This is a genomic window from Faecalibacterium sp. DFI.5.82, from assembly GCF_029076575.1.
GTDB lineage: Bacteria > Bacillota > Clostridia > Oscillospirales > Ruminococcaceae > Faecalibacterium > Faecalibacterium duncaniae.
In genome coordinates, this window is record NZ_JARFIS010000012.1 from 1 (window position 1) to 22098 (window position 22098).

Below are 22098 nucleotides of genomic sequence, written 5' to 3' on the forward strand. Positions count from 1 at the left end.
GCTTCCGAAAAATTGTCCCTCTACTTACGAGCCATCGAAAACGGCCCAAAAGTAGCCCGAAAAAGAAATTTGTTGAAAAGTTTTTGGAAAATATAGTTGAAGTGGCTGCTTGATTAAAATAACATTGCTCCATGGGCGACCGACGGAGGACGAAACTTTGCAGCAGCGGCAGTGCCTGAAGTTGAAAGTGGTCTTGAAAAAGATGCCCTACACTTGGTAGGCATCGAGAACGCCTGTTTCGTAGCATTGGTGAGAAACTTGTAATTGAATTGTAATTCTTGAGACCAAATCTCCGCTTTTGAAAAAATCCTCTCAATAGGTAGGCAACGAAAACAGCCCAAAGACAACCATCTTTTTGAGAATTAACAAAAAGGTCACAAATGACCGGCTTTCAAAGAGGCGCTTCTACTATTAACAGAAAAAGTGGCCTAAAATGGGGGGTGTTGGAGAAAATTTCTGCCTTAAAAGTACGCCTCTACTCACTAGCCAGCGAGAATAGCCAAAAGCCAGCAAAAAACAAATGAATTATGTACTTCTGCCACTGATTGCAACGGCATATCGGTGACAGAAAGATCGTTTAGAGCGATTCTTCGCGGTTTGGGGTGGTAGAAATCGTTTTGTAGTTGGACTTTTTCTGCTGAAGCTGCTCCAGCTGTTTCAGCACCGATTCCTTCTCCGGGGGCTTGCCGCCCGGTGTGGAAAGCTGCTGCTTATTCAGCACCATGTCGATATACTTGCGGATATTTTTCAGGGCAGAGACATCCGGCTGCAAGGTTTCCAGTTTGGTACGCAGTTCTGCGCTGCCGGATTGCAGCGCAGAAAATTCGGCATCCAATGCCGAAAAATCTACCGCTGTGCTGCCGTTCAGTTTCATCAGAGTGCGGACAGCTTTATTAAAGGTGTCCAGCTCCTCTTTGTGCTGGGCGGCATAAGCGTCCTTGGTCAACTTGAAGTTCTTCTTGATAAAGGTGTCGTGGATGGGCTTCAGCTTGGCATGGGCGGCGGCAGCATCCTTGATCTGGGCGATTGCCCGCATACGGTTTTCGTTCTGCTTCAACTGCCTACGGAGAGGGGCGGCGGTCTGGTTCAGGTTAGAAATTGCGGTATCCAGATCCTCGATGGTGTTCAGAGAATGGGCTTTCAGATAGTCCACCGCCCGTTTGACTTCCTCAAAGTCTCGGACAGTGCATTTCAGTTTTGCCTTGCCAGACCAATCGCTGCGCTGCTCGTTGCGGAGGTTGAAGTAATCCACCAGCAGGTCGGACAGCATTGGCTCCTTGGCTTGTTCCAGTGCATCCAAAAGAATCTGCTTCTTTTCATTCAGGTCTGCGATCCAGCGTTGCAGCCCACGAATCGCACTGCGGATGGACTGCATCAGGCTATTGGCGGCGCGAATATCCCGGTTCAGGTTGCCGAGAAAAGTTTCCACTCCACGCTTTTCCATCTGGTGTGCGGCGGGACCGAGATGCACGGTCGGTATCTGCTGGATGCCCTGTCGCTCAAAGGAGCGCAGGTCAACACGTTCCGGGCGGCCAGCCGCTTCCAAATAGCGGTTGGTAATGGTCTCCCAGCCATGCCGCCAGACCTCGGCATACTTCTGGTCGTTCCAGTCCACCGTGTTTTCCTTGTGGCACTTCCAGTTGCCGGAAGCGAGCCGGATGCGCTCACCGTTCTCGTCAAGGTCGTACACCTTTCTGGCTTTCGGGAGCCACTTGCCGTGTTCATCTATTGCCCGGAGCGTCAGCAGAATGTGAGCGTGTGGGTTTCCATCTCCCTTGTCGTGGATGGCAAAGTCGGCAATCATCCCTTTGGAAACAAACTGCTCCTGACAAAACTCTTTTATCATGGACAAATACTGCTCCTTCGGCACCTCCACCGGGAACGCCAGCACGATGCGCCGGGCAAGCTGGGAGTTCCACTGGTTCTCCACAGCTTCTACGGCGTTCCAGAGGGTCGCCCGGTCTGCATATCCGGGCGGCGCATAGGATGGCAGCATGATCTCAGCGTGGACAAGCTCTTTCTTCTTGTTGTAGAATTTTGTTCTCTGGTCGTACTCGCTGAACAGCCGTTCGCCGCTTTGGTAAGCGGCCCCGGCAACAGCGGACTGCCCTTGGCTGCGCTTGACGATGGTAATTTTGAAATGCGGACACGGAATAGGCATCACCCCCAAACAAAAAGACCGCCCAGCAAGATTGCTCTTGGTGAACGGTCTGGAATTGTATTCGGTTTTGCTCGCCGCCTTAGAACGGAGTGCCATGCGCTTCGATCTCAGGCGGGAGCCGCAAAAGGATAGCTGCAAAGCAGCGCAAGGAAAATGCAGTTTTCCTTGGGATGGAATCGGGCTGGCGCACAAACGCCAGCTTCGATTTCATCGAGCCGTCTGCAAGACCGCAATTTCACCGGAACGGTGTATAATTGCGCCCTTTATTCTAAAGGGTGCGGAACGCTGCGGCTTTCGTGCAGGTCGTGAATCATCTTTGCAAGAGCCAGCGCAACTTCCGGCTGACGGAACGCAATTTTCAGCAGCTCCATCACCTGATCGTTGGTGAGTTCTTCCGGCGCAATCAGAAAACTTTCCAGCATTCCGGCACGGGTACACAGCCGATGCACACGGGCCTTGCGGGTCAGCTCCGGTATCTGGTGTTCCAGAATTTTCTCCCGGTGCTGGTAGTAGCGCAGCTGCTGTTCTGCTTTGGCTTTCTCGCTGCGGAGATAGGCGAGATCGGTTTTCGGTTGGGTCAATGGCATCACGCTCCTTTTCAAAAGTTGGTTGTATTCGACATTTTTATTGGTTCGTGGTACACTACACACAATCAATGTGAATAGAGGTGACTGCGTTGCTTGCGTTATATCTAAGTGTGCTTGATGATCGAAACTTTGAAGAAGATTTTACCGAGGTGTACAATACATACAAACGGCTGGTTTACCATACCGCTTACAAAATCATGGATGATTCGTATCTGGCAGAGGATGTGCTACAAGAGGTATTTTTGTACGTTGCAAAAAATTTTTCTAAAATTCATCGAGAAAACTGTCACGAACTCGCTGCTTATCTCGTTAGTTGTAGTAGAAGCCGTGCATATGATATGCTTCGCAAACAACGAGAAGAATTGCTGGAAGATGTCCCAAACGAACCAGATGCCGCTCCGGTGCCGGATGATGCAGCAGTTAGCACCGATAACATTGAACGTCTAACAGAACTGATTGGCCAAATGAAACCGATGTACCGTGATCCGCTACGCCTTTTGGCAATGGGATATACAAACCGTGAGATTGCAAAATCGCTGGGATTAACGGATGAAGTGGTACGAACACGGCTCTTTCGAGGACGAAAACTATTATGGAAGGAGATGAACAGCCATGAGTGAGCGGACAGACATTTCATTTGATGCGGCTTTGATGATGGCACTTCGTGCAGATGCGCAAAGAGAACTGGATTCGCTTCCAACGCCAAAGCAGTTTGAGGAAATCTACCCAGATACGTCCCAATGGGACGAACGAATGACAGAGGCCTTAAAGAAGAAAAAGCACCACCCAGTGTTGAAACGAGTACTAATTGCGGCATTGACACTCGTAATGCTGACGGTTGGTGCTCTTGCGGTCAGCGCTGATTTCCGCAGGGCAGTCTATACGATGATTCAAAAATTTCTGCCCATTGAGATGCAGCTGACTTATCAGGTGGATGGCGAACCGCTGGAGTGGCTCCCGGATGGATACAGCGACCATTATGTGCCGAACGGCTTTGAAATGGACGATGTGCAGAAATTTGAGCGAGCAGAAAACTTTTTACATGTTTACTCGTCAAAAGAAACAGAGGAAAGCTACACAGTCCGTTGCTCAATTATCCAGCCAGGGCGGCAGTCCCTGTTTGATAATGAGCATACAGTGTACGAAACCGTAAAGGTCGGAGAAGCAGATGGTGTACTTGGAACCAGTACGGATGAACATGGAAAGAATGTTTATACTCTAAGTTGGGAACATCGGGGGATTACACATACCGTTATGGGAAACATTCCATACGATGAGATTATGAAAATTGCGGAAGGTATCCGTTAAGAAAGCTGGACACTTGTGAGAGTTCACAAATGTCTGGCTTTCTTTTTGTCTGAACTTACAAAGATGGAAAATTTGAAAAATTTTCTCCTGAAAATTGAAACGAAGCGAATGCGAATTGCGTTGATTATACAAAGGCTCTTGATGGGAGCAAAAAAACGGAGGTGTATGTCTATGTCGAAAAAGCGTTTGTTGTCCATTGTTGTTTCAGCGGTGATTCTCTTGAGCTTTGCCTGCACCGCAATGGCCGCTGAAAAGTCTGAACGGTATGTAGGCGATAGTACGGTCAACGGATCTATTTACCAAACATACTATCAGGTTGATGCCCAGACTCGAACTGGAGTAAAGAAAATCAGCGTTTCAGGCGTTCTCTATGAAAAGGGGACAATTGGAACATGGCAAAAAGTAAGTAGCTGCTCAAACAGCAGCACGACCTCAACCTGCATGGTGAGCAGTAGCTTTAACACTAAGCCTGGAAAATCTTACAGGCTGGAGTATTCTGCAACCTTTAGCTATTCCGATGGGCGGAGTGAAACCATTACTGGCAGTACCAGCAGATAAGTGAAACTGTTATATATTTCAACAAATTAGAAAGGTGGGAGGTAATTGTAAAGGAGAGACCAACGCGAGTTGTCTGATATCTAGCTGTAATTTTATAAAATAGAAAGGGTGGCTCCAGTGCAGAGGTGATTATTGCTGAGAAGAAAATATCAAGAGAAAGAAACGGCAAACATTATCGCATTCGATATGGATGTGCGGATGCAAAAAGTAATGGAGGATATTTTATGAATAACGAGATTAACCGCCGGGATTTTATGAAGCTGAGTGTAGCAAGTATTATGACGGCAAGTGTAACACTGAATTTGGGCAATACTGCTTTTGCTACAACAGCTTCCGAGAATCCCAAAGATGTTCTGAAAAATTTTTTTGAATCGTTCTCTCCAACAGACCATGAGTCTTGGGTAAATTATTTCGCAAGTTCGGTATATGGATACTATCGCGAATTTGCGCAGAATGTATTTAACCAGGCTAAAAGATTGGGGCTTTTAGATATTGATAAAGCCGAACTGCTTTATGCTGAAAAAGTAAACAACGTCTATGCTCCGAAATATTATGAATTTAACCGGTACTATGATTCTGGCACAAATTATGCCTGCTACAAGACTATTACAGATATGGAAACCGAAACGGGCGAATATTTCGGGAACGGCACAAACTTTAGTCTTGTACTGATGATTCGAGAAGCAAGTGGTTGGAAAATCGGAGGCATTTGCAAATGTCCACGCGATCTCGGAAGCGTTCCAGCCGGTGTTACGGTATCGAGACAAAGTTATGGATTTGTTTCTTATCAAAGTCAACCGGATTACATTAAGGTAAAAGATGAGAAGGGAGCGGTCAAAAATGTTGCATTCTCAACTTATCTGAAAAATGTTACCTACAATGAAATCGGAAATATGGGGTATTACGATGAGGCAATCAAAGCCAATGTTATGGCTATCAAGATGTGTGGTTGGTGGGCACATGCCGCTGGGTATCGTTCTGCTGAGGGCTGTGATATAAAGTATGGCGATGTTGCATATAAAAGCAGCTATCAAACGAAACCGGCAATCACAAATGCAATCAATGCTGTCGATGGCAAAAAGCTTGTGAGTTCTGGTGGACAACTGTTTTTTACGTCTTACTTTGCAGGAAGTTCTAATACGGATGGTAAAAATTCTGGGCGACTGCGTCAGAATGGCTCGAATTATCTTGCAAGTACAAAGTCGTATACATATACAGAGATTCTTCATTATTACTATGATAATTCATCCTACAATAATCCGTCCGTTGGCATTGTCAAAATCAATTAATCGCTAGTTGCTTTTTATAGATAAACAGCAAAAGGTTTTCGAGGCTAGAATATGAAAAACAAAAAAGCGTTTTTGATGATGTTCACTGGCGTTGTAGTACTTTTGGGAGCTTTCCTTTTTTTGAAAGATGAAAAAATTCCAAGCCATGAAATTGAATTCGCTGCACAAGGGTCCGGACAATCTGGCAGTACGATTTCGATTACACTCCCACAAGGGTGGGAATTTCAGGAGAAAACAAAGAAGTCGGGCACCGAACTTGAGCCGCTCATACTTGCTGGATTGAATCCGCTGTACACCGTGTATGACATTTATGACAGTAATCGCACACTAATCGGTGCAATTGGTTACAGCAATTATGAACCATACGAGGGAGATAAAGATTCTGTGCAGGTCGTATATTCTGCACTTCGGCTTGGATCAGTGTACAGATTTGATACAGACAGCAGGTATGAGGTGGTCAAAACAAACAAATATGGAACGACTGCACTTACAACGGTAGTTTATCAGGATGGTGCAAGCGTTGAACCGGTGAACAACTGGGGCATTCTCTCATATAATAATGAGAAAGAATGCTTTGTAGCGGTTGAACTCGAATCGAATTTTGTGTCGGAAGAACAGGTGTTAGAAATAGCAAAATCCATTGAATTTTAGAAGGATATTTATAAGTGACCAGTGGATTTGCCTGATGTTTATGATTTCTTTGGTCATTGGGCAGTTGATTTTGCACTACCATGAGCAAAGGGAAAATTTAAAATAAGCAAACAGCCCTCCATTTGCAAAGATTGCAGGTAGAGGGCTGTTTGGTCTATTTAGAGGTTAGTCTTTCAGTTTGCCATGATCACAGCCGAGCGTGAGGTAGTGCTCTATCTCCCCGCTCAGCACCATCTGTGCGTACTCCAGCGGATTGTTGTACAGCAGCCAGTCAAGTTCAGCTCGCTGTGCCGGGGTATTGCCGTATTCGTCCTCAACGGCGATACAGTCGATGGCAAGGGTGGTGCCATCTTCAAATCGGGCTTCCACCCGGTTGGTGTCCATGTTATAGTGGCAGGAAAGCACTTTTTGAGAGTGATTATGATCGAAATTCTGATTTCGTTTCATTTGAATAGCTCCTTTAATGACTTTGAAATTTGATTTTCAACGAGATGAGGTCTCTTTTTTCTTTTCCTTAAGTCACCTATCCGCACTATCCTGCGTCCGTAGCACAGATCACGCTGTCCACATCCGGGCGCTGCATAAGTTTTTGCAGGATGCCGAACTGCTTTTTGGTGCTGGCAGACACCAGATACTGCCACCTTTCCGGCAGAATGGGCAAATCAGCGATACTCCACTTGACGTACTTAGCATCGTAAACATTGGGTGGAGCCAGCTCCACCAGATGACCCACGCACCAGCTGACGAGATAGCTGTTGCCCTCAAGGTAGCCGTCTCTGCGGCTGGTGGCGCCAAGGACTTTTGCATAGGACATAGCGACGGATGGCTTTTCCGCCACGACTAATTTTGCGATAAAAATCACTCCAATCTGTTTCTGATTGCAATATGTACGGCGGCAAAACGCCGCCTTAAAATCAGATGGGTTCGGTATCTTCCTCGCCGGTTTCTTCCGGTTCATCCTCCACAGGAATCTCAAAGTCGCCCTTGTCCTCGGTGTAGTTTGCATCGGGGTCAAGAGCTTCTTTTTCGGCCTGCTTTTTCTGCTTCTGCTTCATAAAGGTGTAAATGCCGCCGCCAGCAACCAAACCGACCAGCGCCAGTACGCCTAAGAATGTGGCAGCATACTTCGTAACTTTGTTGCCACCAGTCTGTTCAGAACCGGATGCCTCCGCTTCTTCCGCAGCCTTTTTCGCATCCCCTTCGGCCTGTTTGCGCTCCTGCGCTGCCTGCGCCGCCGCTTCCTTTTCGGCGGTATAGGCTTCGGCATCTTCATCTTCCATCAGGGAGAGCAGGTCGGCTTCATCCACAAGGTTCATAAAGTGGACGGTCTGCTGTCCCTTGGCATTGCGGTCGATGACCAGATAAAAGGTGGCTCCCGACTTCGACACCAGCGTAATGAACTGCTGTCCGCTGCCATCGGAGTAGTCAGTGTGGTAATCGTCCACCAGCGTCAGATTGCCCTCCGGGGTCAGAGCACCGGTTTCCTCATCGGTCACGGTGACAGCCTCTTCCTCTTCGGTGGCAGCAGTCAGGACAGGCTGTTCCACTTCCTCCACAGGCTCGCCGTCATAGGCAAAAGCAGGAGCTGCCATGCCAGCGCACAGTGCCACCGACAGCACCAGCGCACATACCTTATTCATCATCTTCATTATCGGGGTCCTCCTTATCAATGGTAGCACCGACTGCGGACAGCGCAGCCGGGTTCGGGGTGGAAGTTGCAGACTGCCGCAGCAGGGCGGCAAGCTGTTCCGGCGTGACCTTTGCCGTCCGAACCATCTCGTTGACCTCGGCGGCTTCGGCCTCCTGAATCCGCCGCTCCAGACTTTCGATGCGATTGTTGATCTTGATGCGCCGTTCCTTCTCTTTTTCCAGTGAAGCGCGCAGTTTATCGAGTTTTTCGCTCATATTGTCCTCCTGTTATTTGGATAGCCGCCCGAATCCTGACAGGTATTTCTGCCAGTAGGACGAGTGGATATTGGCGTACTTGATGGGGTCTCCGGCACTGACCATCATACCGTTTCCGAGATATATTCCAGTATGGCTCATGCCGGGGGTGTCGTAGGTACCTTTGAAGAAAACCAGATCTCCGGGCTTTGCTTCTGCTTCGGAGATGTGCTGGCATTTATTCCAAAGACCGTTGGCCGTGGTGCGCCCGACATTGTAGCCGTTCTGGTTGTAAACCCAACAGACGTAGCCGCTGCAATCGAAGCCGGTTTCCGGGGTGGAGCCGCCCCACACATAGGGCGTACCCACATACTTTTGGGCTTCCTTGTAGATGGCGGCAAATTCGCTGTCGGTCAGTGCTTCTGCCGGCACCTGATAGTCGATGCCCGGTGCGCCGGAGCCATCGGAGCCACCGGGCGGCAGACCGCCGTTGAACAGGTAGGGTCTGCCACCCAAGGTATCCTGAAAGATCTCGTACCGTTTCCACTGGTCGTTGTCCAGTTCCTCCCGGATGACTACCTCCAAGCCACGGTTCACCAGCTTGGTGTGGAAGATGCGGTACTCATAGGGCACCTGCGTAGGAATTGGGATTCCTGCCGGGCTGATGACCCACACGGTCTTATACCGTATCTGCACCTCCACCCATGTGGTCAGCTTGTACTGCTTTTTGAAGGTTTCCTTCAGTTTGCCCTGCACCTCTGACCGAGTGTAATCGTCGTACAGAGTCGTGAGAAATGAGGTCAACTGCCACGGATCGTGCTCGATGGGGTCAAGGTGATACTGGTACTCGTTGTAGCCGGGGTGGTCGGTGGGAGTGTGCTTGATCTTTTTGTCCAGTTCCTTTTCCAGCTTTTTGTAGTCCTGTTCTGCGCCCCGGATGTCCCGATCCTCGGCAGAGTACATGGTCTGCCCGGATACCTGCGTGGTGCCGGAGAACAGAATGGAACAGGACGAAAATGCCGACATGACCAGCATCAGGAGCAAAAGAAAAACGCCCACGATCACCAAAACGTGTGCGTTGCTCTTTGCAAAATTGGCAATGCCGTTGACGGCAGTGCTGACAGCCGACTTGCCCTTATCAATGACCTGCTCTACACCGGACTTAGTGGCAGATGCACCGCTGGATGTGATCTTTTGCCCGCCAGCGGTCTGTGCTGCGGTGCCGCCCGACCGGGCAGCAGCATAGTAGCTTTTGCGAACGTCCTGTTTCTGCCGCCACCGGGAAAGCCAGTTGGAACCACCCTCGCCGCTGTCACTATGAATGACGTTGGCCTCTCCTGCATTTTGTACCTTGTCCGGCTCATGGGCAGAAGATTTTGTAGCTCTGAACTTCTTTTTTGCTTGGAGCTTGGCTTTCTTCTTGAGCTTACGAGAATAGCGGCTTTTGGAAAAATCCGCAGCAGATTCTTCTGTTTTCAGTCCCTCGTTGAGAGCCTGCGTGCCGACATTATCATCCTCATACTGGTCAACTTCCCGGTGAGCCGCAGACCGGGCAATGGCCGAAGCGTACATCTCTCGTTTCTGGGCTTTTGTCATGCGGGATGCTTCGTCCGGGGTGATCTCGGCTTTGCCAAAGCGTAGATGTTGTGCTTTTTCGGCAGCTTTGTCGGCATCCAGTTTCAGTTTCTTTCGGGGCTGCGTCTGCTCCACCTTTTCCTTTTTCGGAGGGGAGCGTGTTGCAGTGCGTTCCTTGTCCTCCTCAAATTTCAGCTTCGGCTGTTTCTTATTCATGCTTTGCCTCCACAACTTCCGACAGGCGGGTGGTCAGGATGCGGTAGAGTTCAAGGTCTTTCGGAAAGTGGTCAACGAAGGGCAGGATCACGTTGCCGAAAAACAGCAGCCCTTCGCCCTCGCCGGAGTGGGTCACATAGGAAAGCTGATGGGGCGAAATATTAAGCTGTTTCGCAAGAATCTGCCGGTCGCCGTTGGCCTGATTCAGCATATAAACGAAGTCCGAATTTTCAAAAATATTCGATACTTCGGGACTTGCCAACAGATCCTTCACATTCTGTGTTAAGGCTGTCGGGATGCCGCCCCACTTACGGAAACGTTTCCAAATCTCCACGGAATAGGCGGCTGTCTGCTCGTCTTTCAGCAAAAGGTGGAACTCATCGGCGTAGTATCGGGTCGATTTGCCAACGGAGCGATTGGCGGTCACACGGCCCCAGACCTGATCCTGCACGATGAGCATACCCAGCTTTTTCAGCTGCTTTCCCAACTGCTTGATGTCATAGCAGACGATGCGGTTGTCGATATCCACGTTGGTGCGGTGGTTGAAGATATTCAGACTGCCCTTGACGTAGATTTCCAGAGCAGCTGCAACATGATGGGCTTCCGGCTCATCCTGCGTCAGCAGAGCATTGTAGAGATCTTCCAGCATCGGCACGGTTTCGGGACAGGGGTGCTCAAAGTAAGGAGCATAGATTTTGTGGACGCAGCGGTCAATGACCGTTTTCTCCACAGGCTTCAACCCCTCTTTGCCGCCGACTACAAGTTCGCAAAGGGAAAGAATAAAATCGGCTTTCAAAGCCAGCGGATTATCTTCCTCGGAATAGTTTGTGTTGATGTCCATGGGGTTGATATACTGGGTGCTGGAAGGGCTGATATGGATGACCTGCCCATGCAGACGTTCCACCAGTGGAGCATACTCCGACTCAGGATCGCACACAAGAATATCGTCATCCGTGACGAGAAAAGCATTGCAAATTTCTCGCTTTGCGCTGAACGACTTGCCAGAGCCGGGAGTGCCCAGAATCAGACCGTTGGGGTTTTTCAGCTTTTTGCGGTCCACCATAATCAGGTTATTGGACAGGGCGTTCAAACCGTAGTACAGGCTTTCCTTACCGTTGTCGAACAGCTCCTGCGTAGTAAACGGCACAAAAATTGCCGTGCTGCTGGTGGTCAGTCCCCGCTGAATTTCGATCTGGCAGTCTGCCAGCGGCAGCGAGGACATAAGCCCCTGCTCCTGCTGAAAATCCAGCCGACACAGTTCGCAGTTGTGCTTCTGGGCAATGCTGACCGCCTGAAACACGTTGGTTTCCAGTTCCTGCTCGGTCTTGCCGGTGTTCAGCACCAGAAAAGTGACAAGGAACATCCGCTCGTTTTGCGACTGTAATTCTTTCAGCAGGGCTTTTGCATCCCGCCCGTAAGTCGCTAAATCGGACGGCAACACGTCCATGTCGTATCCGGCGCGGACGGCTTTTTTCTGCTCCTCGATCTTTGATCTATCAAGTTCAGTAATCGTATGCTTGATGGTTTTGATAGCCTTGTTCTGGTCAACGGACTGGATGTGCATGGTGACGATCTGGCTGGAGTCCATATCCAGAAAGTCCTTCAAAAGCTGGTCGCTCAAATCAGAAGCCGTGATATTCAGAAAACTGACCGCCCCGAAGATGCCGCCCATCTGAAAGGTACGGCTGTTCTTAAACGCCAGCGCGGTGGGTGCAATGGCATCCTTTACGGACAGACCACTGGGCACAAGGTCTTTCCAGTTGAAGTGGAACTTATTGGCTCCGTCCATGTTCAGCATCCCGTGCATCAGCCGCAGACGCTCCGTACCGTCCAGCGGCTTAGCCAGAACGCCAAGTCTGTGGAAATTGTTCATCAGGTCGTTCTGGATGTGCTCCAACCGGGGTTTGACCTGCGCCATGCTGTCACCCTCGATGCCGTAGGTCAGGAATTTGGTCTTGGTCAGGCCGTTGTTGCCCTTGGAAAGCTGCTGCCGCAGCATCTGGGAATACTCAGCACGCACATCATCAAAACCATCCTGCTGGTATGGGATACGGATGGACTTTTCAAAATCTGCGCTGTCCGTGGCAGTGTTCACAAACGAAAGTTCAAAATGAATGCTCGAATCAAAAAAGTTGAGGAACGAGCACCATTCTTCAAAAATGGCCGTCTTGTCCTCCTGCTGAGCAAGCTGATAATTGATGTCCTGATACTGGATGGTGCGGGTGTAGTAGCCGGGACGGACACGGCAAGTGCCATCCTCAAACATCCGCTGGAACGGGATGCTCTCTTGTGCCGTGCGGGGCACTGTGGACTTGGGCGGCTTCTTGCCGTCCTTATTCTTTTTCAGAAACGGGATCATGGGCTTCATCTCCTTTCATAAGCAGTGCATAGTAATTGCGGGTCTTGTACGGACGCACCTTCGGGCGAACAAAACGTGCCTGAAGGTAGTACCGCAGGATCTTTTCGGCGGGCTGTCCGTTTTTCTGGTACATCGCCAGAAAGAACATGGGCAGCATGACTGCCATCATGCCGAGGGTAGCACCGGAATTGCCTGCGGTGTCCCGCAGAACAAAGAACAGTGGCACTCCTACGACTGCCGCTGCCCCAAAACAGATAAGCTGCCGGGCGGTCAGGTTGAAGGCTACTTTGGACTTCACCTTGCTGAAATCGCGCGGCACGGAAATATAAGCTGCCAATCAAGCACCTCCTTTAATGCGCTCCGAGGACGGATTTTGTCACGGAGCTTGTCTTGAACAGGCTGAAACAAAGCAGAACGGTGTAGCCCACAATGCTCCAAATGGAGTTGATGGCATCCCCGGAAATCGCTACGCTCTGGATCAGCACGGCATAAATTGCCACGCAGATGAGGATGAGGAAACCCTGAAAGCCCAATGCAAACAGGCATTTCAGGTAGTTCTGCCCCATGTGCGATTGCTCGTGGTTGCCCCATGTTGCCATGGGGATGGGCGCAAGGCTCACCATGCAATATATCTCAATCATTCTTCCGTACACGATGACAAAAATCACAATGGACAGGATGCGCATGGTAATGCCGATGAAAAAGGACTGCAAGAACAGCCCGAACAGGGGGCCGACGTCCATCTGCATCATGCTGGATTGCAGCATGGAAAGCCCGATGTCGTTCACCCGTGTGTTGCCGCTGATGATGCCGCTGGAATTTGCCACCACCTGCTGCGTCACGTCGAACACCGCCATGATGATGTCGAAAGTGTTGGAGATCATCCAGACCGAAACGGCAGTCTTGAAGATCCACTTCATCAGCAGCGCAGGTTCAAATTGTGCCATGTTGTTGTGCTCTGTGATGAGCTGAATCAGCTCATAACAGGCAATGAAGGTCAAAATCACGCCTGCAATGGGCAGCACCACATTCCGGGAGAGGGCTTCGATCATGGCGAAAACGCGCGGTTCAAAATTGGATGGCTTTGTGCCGACCTGCTGTGCGATGCTGCCCACCTGTGTATTGACATCATCAAACAGGCCGGACAGATTGGACATGATGGCCGCAGTCAGCAGCGACTTGATCCAATCTGAAATCGCTTTGAGAACAGTTTCCACTCAGAGCCACCACCTTAAAAGAAATGGTTGATGAGGGTCTTGAGCAGGTTGAGAACAAAGATGAGGTTCGTCAAAAAATTCATAGAAACAACTCCTTTTTGATAGAACGTATGGCTTGAAAATTCGCTCCACAAGTACAAAAACCGTTAGCCACGGTGAGTTGGAGCAATATGTATGGGCGGCAGATGCCGCCCGCAGTTTTTAGCCGAACAGACCGCTCAGCAGCGGGATCAGGGTGATGCCGATGAGGGCAACGCCGCCGCCAGCCATCAGCTGCTTCATGCCCTGACTTTTTGGTTGTGTAATATAAAGAAGCAATAGAAGTGTAAAATTTTTTGCCGTTCCTATCCGGCACTTGCGCATTGTGCCGGACAGGTCGGGCATTATTCGGGCAAGTCTACCTTGCCGACAAAAGAATAATAGATTTCAATTTCCTGCCTGCGGTTTTTGTTCTCGTCATAGCTGCACGCATGCACTACGATTTTCTCGATAAACTCCCGCAGCAGGGTAGGGGTAAGTTCCTCAAAGCTGGTGTACTTGCGGACAATGTTCATAAACTTCTCGGCGTTTACCGTGGCTTCCTGCGCCTTTGCAAGTTCCCCTTGCAGTTCGGCGGCTCTCTCTTTAAGCTGCCGCTGCTCGGCTTCATAGTCTGCCGACAACTCCGCAAACCGTTCATCAGAAATGCGCCCGGTCACGCTGTCCTCATAAAGCCGCTTGAAGATAGCGGACAACTCGGCTATGCGCTTCTCGGCTGCGTCCAGTTCCTTTTTCTTGGCGGCATTTCTGCGCTTGCCCCCGTCCTCGTTCTGCTCGATCAGCAGCTTCATAAACTGCTTTTCGTGCCTTGCCGCATAGTCGGTCACTTTCCGCAGATTGGCGGTCACTCCCGCTGTCAAAAGGTCGGTGCGGATAAAGTGCGCCGTACAGTCCTTGACACGCTTCTTGTAGTTCCCGCAGATGTAGCAGTCCTGCCGCCTTGTCTTGTTCTCATACCTCTGCTGGTAGAGGACGCTGCCGCAGTCGGCGCAGAACAGCAAGCCGGAGAACAAGCCCACTTCATCATAGCGGTTGGGGCGTTTGCGCTGCTTGCGTAACTCCTGCACCCGTTCCCATGTGGCAAGGTCGATAATCGGCTCATGGGTGTTCTCGAATACCGCTTGCTTTTCCTCCGGGTTTTCTACGCTGGACTTCACTTTGTAGGAGATTTTCTCGGTCTTGAAGTTTACCGTATGCCCCAGATACTCCTTGCGTTCAAGGATATGGACAACGGTATTTGTCGCCCATCTGTACGGGTAATCGGGGTAGTAGCGGCGGGTGCTGCCCGTCCTGCGGTATTCCAGCGTCCCCGGCGTGGGGATTTCCTGCTCGGTGAGCATACGGGCGATTTTGGTCGGGCCGTTCCCGGCAAGGCACAAGCTGAATATCTGCTTGACTACCGGGGCGGCTTCCTCGTCAATGATAAAGCGTCCGTCCTCGCCTTTTAAGTAGCCATAGACGGGCTGGCTGGTAATGGGCTTGCCGCTCATGCCCTTGCTTCTGAAAACTGCCTTGATTTTCCTGCTCGTGTCTCTCACCATCCATTCGTTAAAAAGATTTTTTAGCGGCGTTAGGTCGTTGTCGCCCTGTGCGCTGTCCACTCCGTCATTGATGGCGATAAAGCGGACGCCTTTCTTGGGGAAAGTGATTTCCGTAAACATTCCGACTTGCAGGTAGTTCCTCCCCATGCGGGATAGGTCTTTGGTAATGACGCATTTTACCTCGCCATTCTCCACGCAATCCATCATTTCCATAAAGCCGGGTCTTTGGAAGTTCGCCCCACTCCATCCGTCGTCAACGAAAAAACGGTAGTTCAAAAATCCATTGTCACGGGCATAGGTTTCCAAAATGCGCTTTTGGTTGGATATGGAATTGCTCTCGCCCTGCAATTCATCATCTTTACTCAATCTTGCGTAAAGGGCGGTAACGGGTGCTAATTGGGTGGTCTGTCTAATCATGGTTTCCTCCATTTCCGACAGCCGCCCCGCTATTCCGTACAAAGATTGTACCATACGGGGCGGCGGTCTGTATAGTGGTTTCTGCTTCTTTATCGCCTGTCATAATGACGATTTTTCAAAAAAGGCTTGTCATGTCACACAAGCGGTAGAAAAGTTCATACTTCTGTGCTATACTTTTGTCAAAGCAATTATTAAGCGGGAGAATAGCCACATGAAGAAAATATATTTAATCGGCGGGGCAATGGGTGTTGGAAAAACAACAGTAGCACAAATCTTAAAAACAAAATTATCAAACAGCGTTTTCCTTGATGGCGATTGGTGCTGGGATTCTGACCCATTTCAAGTTACAGAAGAAACAAAAATTATGGTTATAGATAACATTAGTCATTTGCTTAACAACTTCATTCATTGTTCTGCATATGACAACATCATTTTTTGTTGGGTAATGCACGAACAGAGTATAATTGACGACATTCTATCAAGGTTAGACCATAAAGATTGCAAGGTTTATTGCGTTTCCTTGGTTTGTGACCCTGATGTATTGAGCGAAAGACTGCGCAAAGATATAGAGCAGGGTGTTCGTTTGCCATCAATTATTGAAAAAAGCATTTCATATCTTCCGAAGTACCGACTGTTATATACAAAAAGGATTGATGTTTCTAACAGTTCGCCAAATCAGATAGCAGATGAAATAGCGGCGTTATAATCACTCCCATTCCAGCGGTCATGCTCCCCGGCATGACCGCTTTTCTCATACCCCCGGCTCATGCAGTATAGGGCGGCTTTGGTGCGGCTGCGGTTTCCGCTTCCAGCACTTTCATCATCTTGTCGGCTGCGGTGGCGGTGGTGTCTTTCTTGAAAAAGCCGGAAACAATGAGGACGGTGTTACCCATGCGGGTTTCCGTCACGCAATCCGGGCGGCGGTCTGTGGGGCTGGCGGTGCGGTGCTTTTTATCGGTCATAGGCAACTCCTTTCATTTCAGCAGTTCTTTCAGCCTGTCCAGCTTGGCTTTTGCGGCTTCCTTTCGGAAATTCTTTGCCGTGAAGCAGACAGGGGAACACATTTCAATCAGTCTGTCATAGATACGGGCGTGGGCGGTGTCCTGCGGGTTTTCCAGCATATCCGGCGTGTGGTTGGTGGTGACGATCAGCGGCTTGCCGCTGCGGTATCTGCTGTCAATCACATTGTAGACTTGCTCCAAACCGTACTCCGTCCCCCGTTCCATTCCAAAATCGTCAATGATAAGCAGGGGGTAGCGGCAAAGGCGGTCAATGTACTCGTTGCGCCCCTCGAAGCTGGCGGCAAGGTCATTGAGGATAAGGGCAAAGTTTGTCATGCGGACGGGGATTTCCTGCTCCATAAGGGCGTTTGCAATGCACCCGGCAAAATAGCTTTTCCCTGTGCCTACCTTGCCCCATAGCAGCAAGCCGTGGTTGCCCTCTTTCATCTGCTCCCAACGCTCCACATAGCTGTGCGCCATTCCCATTTGGGGGCATTTGCCGTTGTCATTGGCAAAAGTCCATTCCCGCATTTTGCTGTCGGTAAATCCCCGGCGTTTCAAGTCCTCTACGGTGTCAAGGTGTTTCCTGCGCTGCTCGGCGGCTTCACGCTCTAACCGTTTCGCCCGCTGGCAGTCACACTCTGCCGGGTGGCGGTCACGCCCGAACAGGGCGGCTTTATCTGCCGGGAAATATGCTTCTTTCGGTGTCCGGCAACTGCCGCAGTACAAAAGCCCGTCCTCCCCGGTGTAGTCCTGCGGCTCGGCTGCGGTATCGAAAACCTTTTCAAAATCATTCGTCATAAGCTCTGTCCCTCCTTGTAGGTGTAATCGGGTATGCCCTGTTTCGGGGCTGCCTTTGCGGTATCGTCTGCCGCCCATCTGCGGATTGTGGCAGCGTGGTTTCGGTATTTCTTCCCGGTGGAAGCGATATAGCCGGAAAGACGGTCAATATAAAACTCCCATTTGCCGGGTAATTCCTCTTGCAGTTCCGCAAGTTCTGTATCAGACAGGAAAACATTGCTGTATCTGCCATAGGCGGCGGGGGCGGGGTGTCCTATATCTCCCTCTCTCTCTTTCTCTAACTCTATATCTATCTCTTTCTCTATCTCTATCTCTGGTGGACAAATGTCCGCTTGATATGGTGGACATTTGTCCGCACCATGCTTTGGCAGGGCTTTTTGCAGTTCAAGCCTTGCCCTGCGCTTGCGCTCCCCCTCGGTGGAAGATTGCCCTATCAGCAGTTCAATATTGCTCATGTAGAGTGCGCCGTTTTGCAGCGGCTCTACAAGCCCCAGCTTCAAGAAAATCTGTAAAGCACGCTCTACTGTGCCGACTTGCTGCCGGGTAATGGTGGCAATCATCTGCGCCGTGTAGGGGATATTCTCGTCAAGCTGCAACTTCCCGCCGTTCTTCAGCGATTTTAAGTACAGCTTCAAGAGGATATTGGAGTACAAGATACCGTCCTGCATACTTTCCAGCAGCACGATAGCGTCCTCGTCAAAGTAGTTCTCTTTCAGCTTGAGGTAGTAATATTTGCGGTTATCTGACATTGGCGGTGTCCTCCTTTTTCCAGCGTTTGGAGTAATACCGGGGGCAGAGTACCACGATAGCCCGGAAACTCTGCTTGCAGTCGTGGGTACAGCCCCGGCATAGGTCGTTGTAGGTGATACGGTTGCGGTGGTTGAGGAAGAAAGACCATTCAAGCCGCCGCTTCTTGCTCATGCGTGGCATGGGTGACGCTCCTTTCTGCCGTTTCCTGCGGTGTAGCAGGATAGGCGGTAAATCTGTATATTCCCGGTGTCATTTTCGGGGATTTTCTGCCCTGTAAGCCCCTTGAAAATGCCGGGTGGTATTGCGGGTAGGGTGCAGGGCATACCCCTGTTTTTGTATGGTTTCGGTATCATTTCGGGGCGGTGTTTATCGGTCATGTTCGTGCCTTTTCTGCTGGCTCGGTGCGCCCCTCATCATCTGGTCGATATTGCCCTTGACCGTCTGCAACTCCCGGACACGCTCTTTTTTCTCCCGGTAATCGTTGTACCGGGCGTTCTTGTCGGCGGTTAGCTGCTCAATCTCGGCTTGCAGGGATTTGTAGGTTGGCAGCTTCTTTATGCCATGCTCCCGGAAGTACCGGGCGGCTGCGTCCGCTATGATAAAGTCGCTTTCGTGCTTCTGTCGGTAGGCAGCTCTTGCCTTGTCCGATTTCTGCGCTTTCAATCCGTCCCGCACATCTTTGGTCTTGGCATAGCGCAGGACATAGCCCTGCAACTCCTTTTTGTCCTGCAACGCCGCTTCAAGGGTTTTCAGTTCTGCGGTGCTGTCATGGAGATCCGCATAAGCGGCGGTAATGGCTGCGTCAAGCTGCTCCGGGGAAGTAAAGCCGTACTGCTCATAGGCGGCAACGGTAGCCGCCATCTGTTTGAGGTTGTGGACAGCCGCCCAGCGGTCATAGCCCACGCCTTTCCCCTCGGCTCGCTTGGCTTCCCGGTCAACCATGCGCTGGATAGCGCCCTGTTTCGGGGCGGTTTTCGCTGTTTTTCCCTGCTGTAATCGCTCCCGGATAGTGCGGGTGTATTCGGGTATGGCTGCGGCTTTTTCGGCGGCTCTGTGGGCGTTCTGCTCCAAAAGGGCAAGTACGGCGGTGCGGTCAAAACCGTCCCCCAGCTTCCGGGCGGTGATGGGCTTGGTGCGCTCCGGCGTGAGGTAGGACAATCGCCCCCGGCTCTCCTTGACAGTCACGCCCTGCCGGAGAAGTAAAGCGGAAAACTCGTCATAGCTGGTAGCAGAGGACAGGGCGGCTCGGATAATCTGCCGCAACTTTTCCTTGTCCGTTTCAAACTTGGTGGGCTTGGGCGGTTGCTCCCCGGCGGGTAAAGCGGCGGCTTGTGCTGCGGCCTGCCTGTCCAGCTTGGCTTGCCCTTTCCGCTGCGCCCAGTATTCACGCTCCGTCACCCGGTTTTTGCTCCCATGCAAGAGGTCAATCTGATAGAGGTTTTCCCAGTGGCACATCTCCATGACTTCGGCTTTGAAATACTCCATAGCTGCGTCGGTGCAGCGGTGCTTGCACCCGGCTTTTGTATCTGCCGGTCTGTCCATGTAGGGCAGCAAGGGTACTTCCTCAATCCGCAGACTGTTAATGACGATATGCACATGGATATTGCCGCTGTGGTTGTGTCCGTCCGGGTGGGTGCAGACAATGGCTTGGTGTCCGGGGAAGTGTGCTTTACAAAATCTCTCGCCCAACTCCTGCGCCCGGTCAACGGTCAATCCGTTGTCTGTCCCGTCCCGTGGGTCAAAGGAAATGATATAGTGGTGGCTTTTCACATCTTCCCGCTTTTGGTTTTTGCCATAGCGGAGATTGGAGCGCATACAGGCAACGGCAAAATCCTCGCCGCCGCAGTTCAAAGTGGCAAGCCGATAGTCCTCGCGGGGAACAAGCCGCCCGGTTTCATCAAGGGTGGGGCGCATGGTAAACTCGTCATGCTCAAAGGTCAAATACTGCTCGGCTGCGCCGTAGTCGGCATTTTTAGAGCTGATATGTTTGAATGTTGCCAACCGCTTCACCTACCTTTCGCAAGACTTCAAACTTCAAGGCGGCAAGGTCGGCTATGGCTGCCCGTACCTCGCCGGATAGTGCGTTGTAGGGTGTGCCGTACTCGTTGAGGGCGCGGGCGATCTGGTTGAGGTTGCCGCCGATTTTCCCGTATTCGGCGGTCAACTTCCCAACGGCGGCAAGCAGTTCATCATTGACCGGGGAAATGGTAACAACGGGGCGAATGGTAGCCCGTGTTATGGCTTGCCGGATAAACTCGGCTTGGCTGATGTCGTAATGCTCCAGCCGCCCGGTGAAGTCGGCGTATTCTTCCTCGGTCATGCGGGTCTTGACTACATGGCTGCGGTGGGGCGTGTTGTATCTCTTGGCTATGGGTATCACTCCTTTCTGTGCGTGGTATTCCGGCGTGGTGGTCTGAAAAAGGCAAGCTGCCCCTTTTACTACCCACACCACCAAAAAAGCAAAATTGCCAAACGGTTTCGGAAGATTTTTTGCGGCGCAAGCCGCATAGCAGGGTTTGGGGAAGGCACTCCCCAACAAGATTTACCGCAGGGGCAAAACCGCAGATATGCGGATTTTGGCACCGTGGTAGAATCTTGCTCTAAGAAACTGCCGCTTTCCTCTACGGCTGACTTTGCGGCAATCCGCAGGGGGCGGCTTGGCTTGTTTCCGTCAATATAGCGATTGCGGTGGCGTGTCCTGCCCGCTGTGGTTTTGCTTTCTTCTACGGACGGAAATGGAAAATGCCAAACGCTCCCTTGGATTTCTTCATCACTACTACGGTAGCCCCATACCTTTCTTCCAAATGGCTGCGGTATTCTTTTCATCACTACTACGGTACGCAAGACCGTTTTGGGCAAATTTCCCCGTCACTTTCTACAACAACAGGAATGTGCGGTCTGCCAAAAATGGGCGCAAAAAAAACGCCACGGACTTTCAAAAAATCTGTGGCGTTGCAGCTTGGTCGATATTCAATTTTCATTTCCATAATGTGAGGGGAGCGACAGCACTTTAGTCTGTCGCTCCCTTGATTACCCATCAGCGGAAACAGGCAGGGCTGTCAACGGCGGCGCATTTATACGCCGTTCATCTTGACCGTTGACTGCTCCGGCTGATTCCGCTATTTGTTGTGGGATTACAGCTACATTCAAATCTTTTGCGCTGATTAGTGTTTCTTGTTTGCATTTCGGACAGAACAGAGGGAAATTTTCAAGTATTGTATCGGGGCGTATCTTTGTTCGTGTTTTATTTCCACAAATAGGGCAAAGCACCCACCTATCAGGCGATTTAATCATTTTAATTTTCATTATTTAAGGAAAGAAATGTAAATTGTGAAGTTATCGGGAATGTAGCTGATACTCAATCCCTTTTCGCCATTTGACAAAAGCGTACCGATAGAAACATAGTCCTGTCCCTCAATTTCTTCCGACACTTCCTCTATTATAGAAAACCCCTCTTGCTTCAAAAGCTCTAAATAGTCGTTATAGTCGGTTTCGCTTATATCCACAATACTGATACTGCAATTCTCATGTTCCGTATCAAGCATAGCCCAACCGACCGTACCGGACGGGACGGGAAGCCCCTCGGTGTATTCATTCACAGGCCATACACCCGCGTCAAGCATGGTATTGCTTTCTGTTTGTGTATTGCTTGGATTATCCGCAGCGGACGGCGTATCTTGATTGGAACAGGCAGCCAAAGAAAGCATAAGTAAAATAGCGATTATTGAAACAAATTTTTTCATA

At 50.4% G+C, this 22098-nt stretch carries 24 protein-coding genes and 2 pseudogenes; 6 read left to right on the plus strand and 20 right to left on the minus strand.

Annotated elements, in window-relative coordinates:
• Positions 1-577: 577 nt before the first annotated feature.
• Both mobQ and P0G09_RS13190 read right to left on the minus strand, forming a co-directional pair.
• Positions 578-2161, minus strand: a complete 1584-nt coding sequence (mobQ, locus tag P0G09_RS13185; RefSeq protein ID WP_154256859.1) for a MobQ family relaxase — start codon at positions 2159-2161, stop codon at positions 578-580.
• 263 nt (positions 2162-2424) lie between these two features.
• Complete coding sequence (locus P0G09_RS13190; RefSeq protein WP_005924694.1) at positions 2425-2748, minus strand: DUF3847 domain-containing protein; 324 nt, start codon at positions 2746-2748, stop codon at positions 2425-2427.
• 80 nt (positions 2749-2828) lie between these two features.
• Here P0G09_RS13190 and P0G09_RS13195 point away from each other — a divergent pair, with 80 nt between their 5' ends.
• From P0G09_RS13195 to P0G09_RS13215, 5 genes are all read left to right on the plus strand, one after another.
• Positions 2829-3368 carry a sigma-70 family RNA polymerase sigma factor gene (locus P0G09_RS13195; protein ID WP_223383315.1) on the plus strand — a complete coding sequence of 180 codons (540 nt, stop codon included), beginning with the start codon at positions 2829-2831 and terminating at the stop codon, positions 3366-3368.
• Entirely contained in the window at positions 3361-4056 is a 696-nt protein-coding gene (locus P0G09_RS13200; protein ID WP_217285592.1) for a DUF4367 domain-containing protein, read from the plus strand. The genes P0G09_RS13195 and P0G09_RS13200 overlap by 8 nt, the downstream gene beginning before the upstream one ends.
• A 171-nt stretch (positions 4057-4227) precedes the next feature.
• Positions 4228-4614: a hypothetical protein gene (locus P0G09_RS13205; protein ID WP_223383317.1), complete on the plus strand. Its 387-nt coding sequence runs from the start codon at positions 4228-4230 to the stop codon at positions 4612-4614.
• Positions 4615-4838: 224 nt separating this feature from the next.
• Positions 4839-5903, plus strand: a complete 1065-nt coding sequence (locus P0G09_RS13210) for a hypothetical protein (protein ID WP_217285591.1) — start codon at positions 4839-4841, stop codon at positions 5901-5903.
• Between the two features lie 51 nt (positions 5904-5954).
• Positions 5955-6554 (plus strand): hypothetical protein, encoded by a 600-nt coding sequence (locus P0G09_RS13215; RefSeq protein WP_217285590.1) that lies wholly within the window; start codon positions 5955-5957, stop codon positions 6552-6554.
• A gap of 165 nt (positions 6555-6719) precedes the next feature.
• On the opposite strand, the gene P0G09_RS13220 is transcribed toward P0G09_RS13215, so the two are convergent.
• The 10 genes and pseudogenes from P0G09_RS13220 to P0G09_RS13270 form a co-directional block, all read right to left on the minus strand.
• The gene (locus tag P0G09_RS13220) at positions 6720-7001 is read right to left on the minus strand and encodes a DUF6061 family protein (RefSeq protein ID WP_217285589.1); all 282 of its coding nucleotides are present in this window, start codon (positions 6999-7001) and stop codon (positions 6720-6722) included.
• An 88-nt stretch (positions 7002-7089) separates the two neighbouring features.
• Positions 7090-7407, minus strand: a pseudogene (locus P0G09_RS13225) (toprim domain-containing protein); the annotation flags it as partial.
• A 61-nt stretch (positions 7408-7468) separates the two neighbouring features.
• Positions 7469-8203 carry a DUF4366 domain-containing protein gene (locus P0G09_RS13230; RefSeq protein WP_275252888.1) on the minus strand — a complete coding sequence of 245 codons (735 nt, stop codon included), beginning with the start codon at positions 8201-8203 and terminating at the stop codon, positions 7469-7471.
• On the minus strand, positions 8187-8459 hold the full coding sequence (locus tag P0G09_RS13235; protein WP_112091926.1) for a DUF4315 family protein: 273 nt from the start codon (positions 8457-8459) through the stop codon (positions 8187-8189). The genes P0G09_RS13230 and P0G09_RS13235 overlap by 17 nt, the downstream gene beginning before the upstream one ends.
• 12 nt (positions 8460-8471) lie before the next feature.
• On the minus strand, positions 8472-10229 hold the full coding sequence (locus tag P0G09_RS13240; protein WP_275252889.1) for a C40 family peptidase: 1758 nt from the start codon (positions 10227-10229) through the stop codon (positions 8472-8474).
• On the minus strand, positions 10222-12588 hold the full coding sequence (locus tag P0G09_RS13245) for a DUF87 domain-containing protein (RefSeq protein WP_275252890.1): 2367 nt from the start codon (positions 12586-12588) through the stop codon (positions 10222-10224). Before P0G09_RS13245 ends, P0G09_RS13240 begins: the two co-directional genes overlap by 8 nt.
• Positions 12563-12925: a PrgI family protein gene (locus tag P0G09_RS13250; RefSeq protein WP_275252891.1), complete on the minus strand. Its 363-nt coding sequence runs from the start codon at positions 12923-12925 to the stop codon at positions 12563-12565. The genes P0G09_RS13245 and P0G09_RS13250 overlap by 26 nt, the downstream gene beginning before the upstream one ends.
• 13 nt (positions 12926-12938) lie before the next feature.
• The gene (locus P0G09_RS13255; protein ID WP_275252892.1) at positions 12939-13805 is read right to left on the minus strand and encodes a CD0415/CD1112 family protein; all 867 of its coding nucleotides are present in this window, start codon (positions 13803-13805) and stop codon (positions 12939-12941) included.
• A gap of 79 nt (positions 13806-13884) precedes the next feature.
• Positions 13885-14160 carry a hypothetical protein gene (locus P0G09_RS20890; protein ID WP_342760535.1) on the minus strand — a complete coding sequence of 92 codons (276 nt, stop codon included), beginning with the start codon at positions 14158-14160 and terminating at the stop codon, positions 13885-13887.
• Positions 14161-14188: 28 nt separating this feature from the next.
• Positions 14189-15802 (minus strand): recombinase family protein, encoded by a 1614-nt coding sequence (locus tag P0G09_RS13270; protein ID WP_275252893.1) that lies wholly within the window; start codon positions 15800-15802, stop codon positions 14189-14191.
• On the opposite strand from P0G09_RS13270, the gene P0G09_RS13275 reads away from it, so the two are divergent.
• Positions 15801-16508, plus strand: a complete 708-nt coding sequence (locus P0G09_RS13275) for an AAA family ATPase (RefSeq protein WP_005939429.1) — start codon at positions 15801-15803, stop codon at positions 16506-16508. The two genes, P0G09_RS13270 and P0G09_RS13275, sit on opposite strands and share 2 nt — an antisense overlap.
• Before the next feature lie 58 nt (positions 16509-16566).
• Here P0G09_RS13275 and P0G09_RS13280 read toward each other — a convergent pair whose 3' ends face one another.
• The 8 genes and pseudogenes from P0G09_RS13280 to P0G09_RS13315 all read right to left on the minus strand — a co-directional run bounded on the left by P0G09_RS13280 (position 16567) and on the right by P0G09_RS13315 (position 22097).
• A complete protein-coding gene (locus P0G09_RS13280; RefSeq protein ID WP_005939431.1) occupies positions 16567-16764 on the minus strand; it encodes a transposon-encoded TnpW family protein in 198 nt (65 codons plus the stop codon).
• A 12-nt stretch (positions 16765-16776) separates the two neighbouring features.
• The gene (locus P0G09_RS13285) at positions 16777-17604 is read right to left on the minus strand and encodes an ATP-binding protein (protein ID WP_015528425.1); all 828 of its coding nucleotides are present in this window, start codon (positions 17602-17604) and stop codon (positions 16777-16779) included.
• Positions 17601-18353, minus strand: a complete 753-nt coding sequence (locus P0G09_RS13290) for a phage replisome organizer N-terminal domain-containing protein (RefSeq protein ID WP_158365285.1) — start codon at positions 18351-18353, stop codon at positions 17601-17603. Before P0G09_RS13290 ends, P0G09_RS13285 begins: the two co-directional genes overlap by 4 nt.
• The gene (locus P0G09_RS13295; RefSeq protein WP_005937470.1) at positions 18343-18534 is read right to left on the minus strand and encodes a hypothetical protein; all 192 of its coding nucleotides are present in this window, start codon (positions 18532-18534) and stop codon (positions 18343-18345) included. The genes P0G09_RS13290 and P0G09_RS13295 overlap by 11 nt, the downstream gene beginning before the upstream one ends.
• A gap of 186 nt (positions 18535-18720) precedes the next feature.
• Complete coding sequence (locus P0G09_RS13300; protein WP_044953233.1) at positions 18721-20355, minus strand: relaxase/mobilization nuclease domain-containing protein; 1635 nt, start codon at positions 20353-20355, stop codon at positions 18721-18723.
• Positions 20327-20674 carry a plasmid mobilization relaxosome protein MobC gene (gene mobC / locus P0G09_RS13305; protein ID WP_044953234.1) on the minus strand — a complete coding sequence of 116 codons (348 nt, stop codon included), beginning with the start codon at positions 20672-20674 and terminating at the stop codon, positions 20327-20329. Before mobC ends, P0G09_RS13300 begins: the two co-directional genes overlap by 29 nt.
• A gap of 791 nt (positions 20675-21465) precedes the next feature.
• A pseudogene (locus P0G09_RS13310) lies at positions 21466-21648 on the minus strand (cysteine-rich KTR domain-containing protein); the annotation flags it as partial.
• 11 nt (positions 21649-21659) lie between these two features.
• Positions 21660-22097 (minus strand): DUF6591 domain-containing protein, encoded by a 438-nt coding sequence (locus tag P0G09_RS13315; RefSeq protein WP_005937456.1) that lies wholly within the window; start codon positions 22095-22097, stop codon positions 21660-21662.
• Position 22098: the final 1 nt, after the last annotated feature.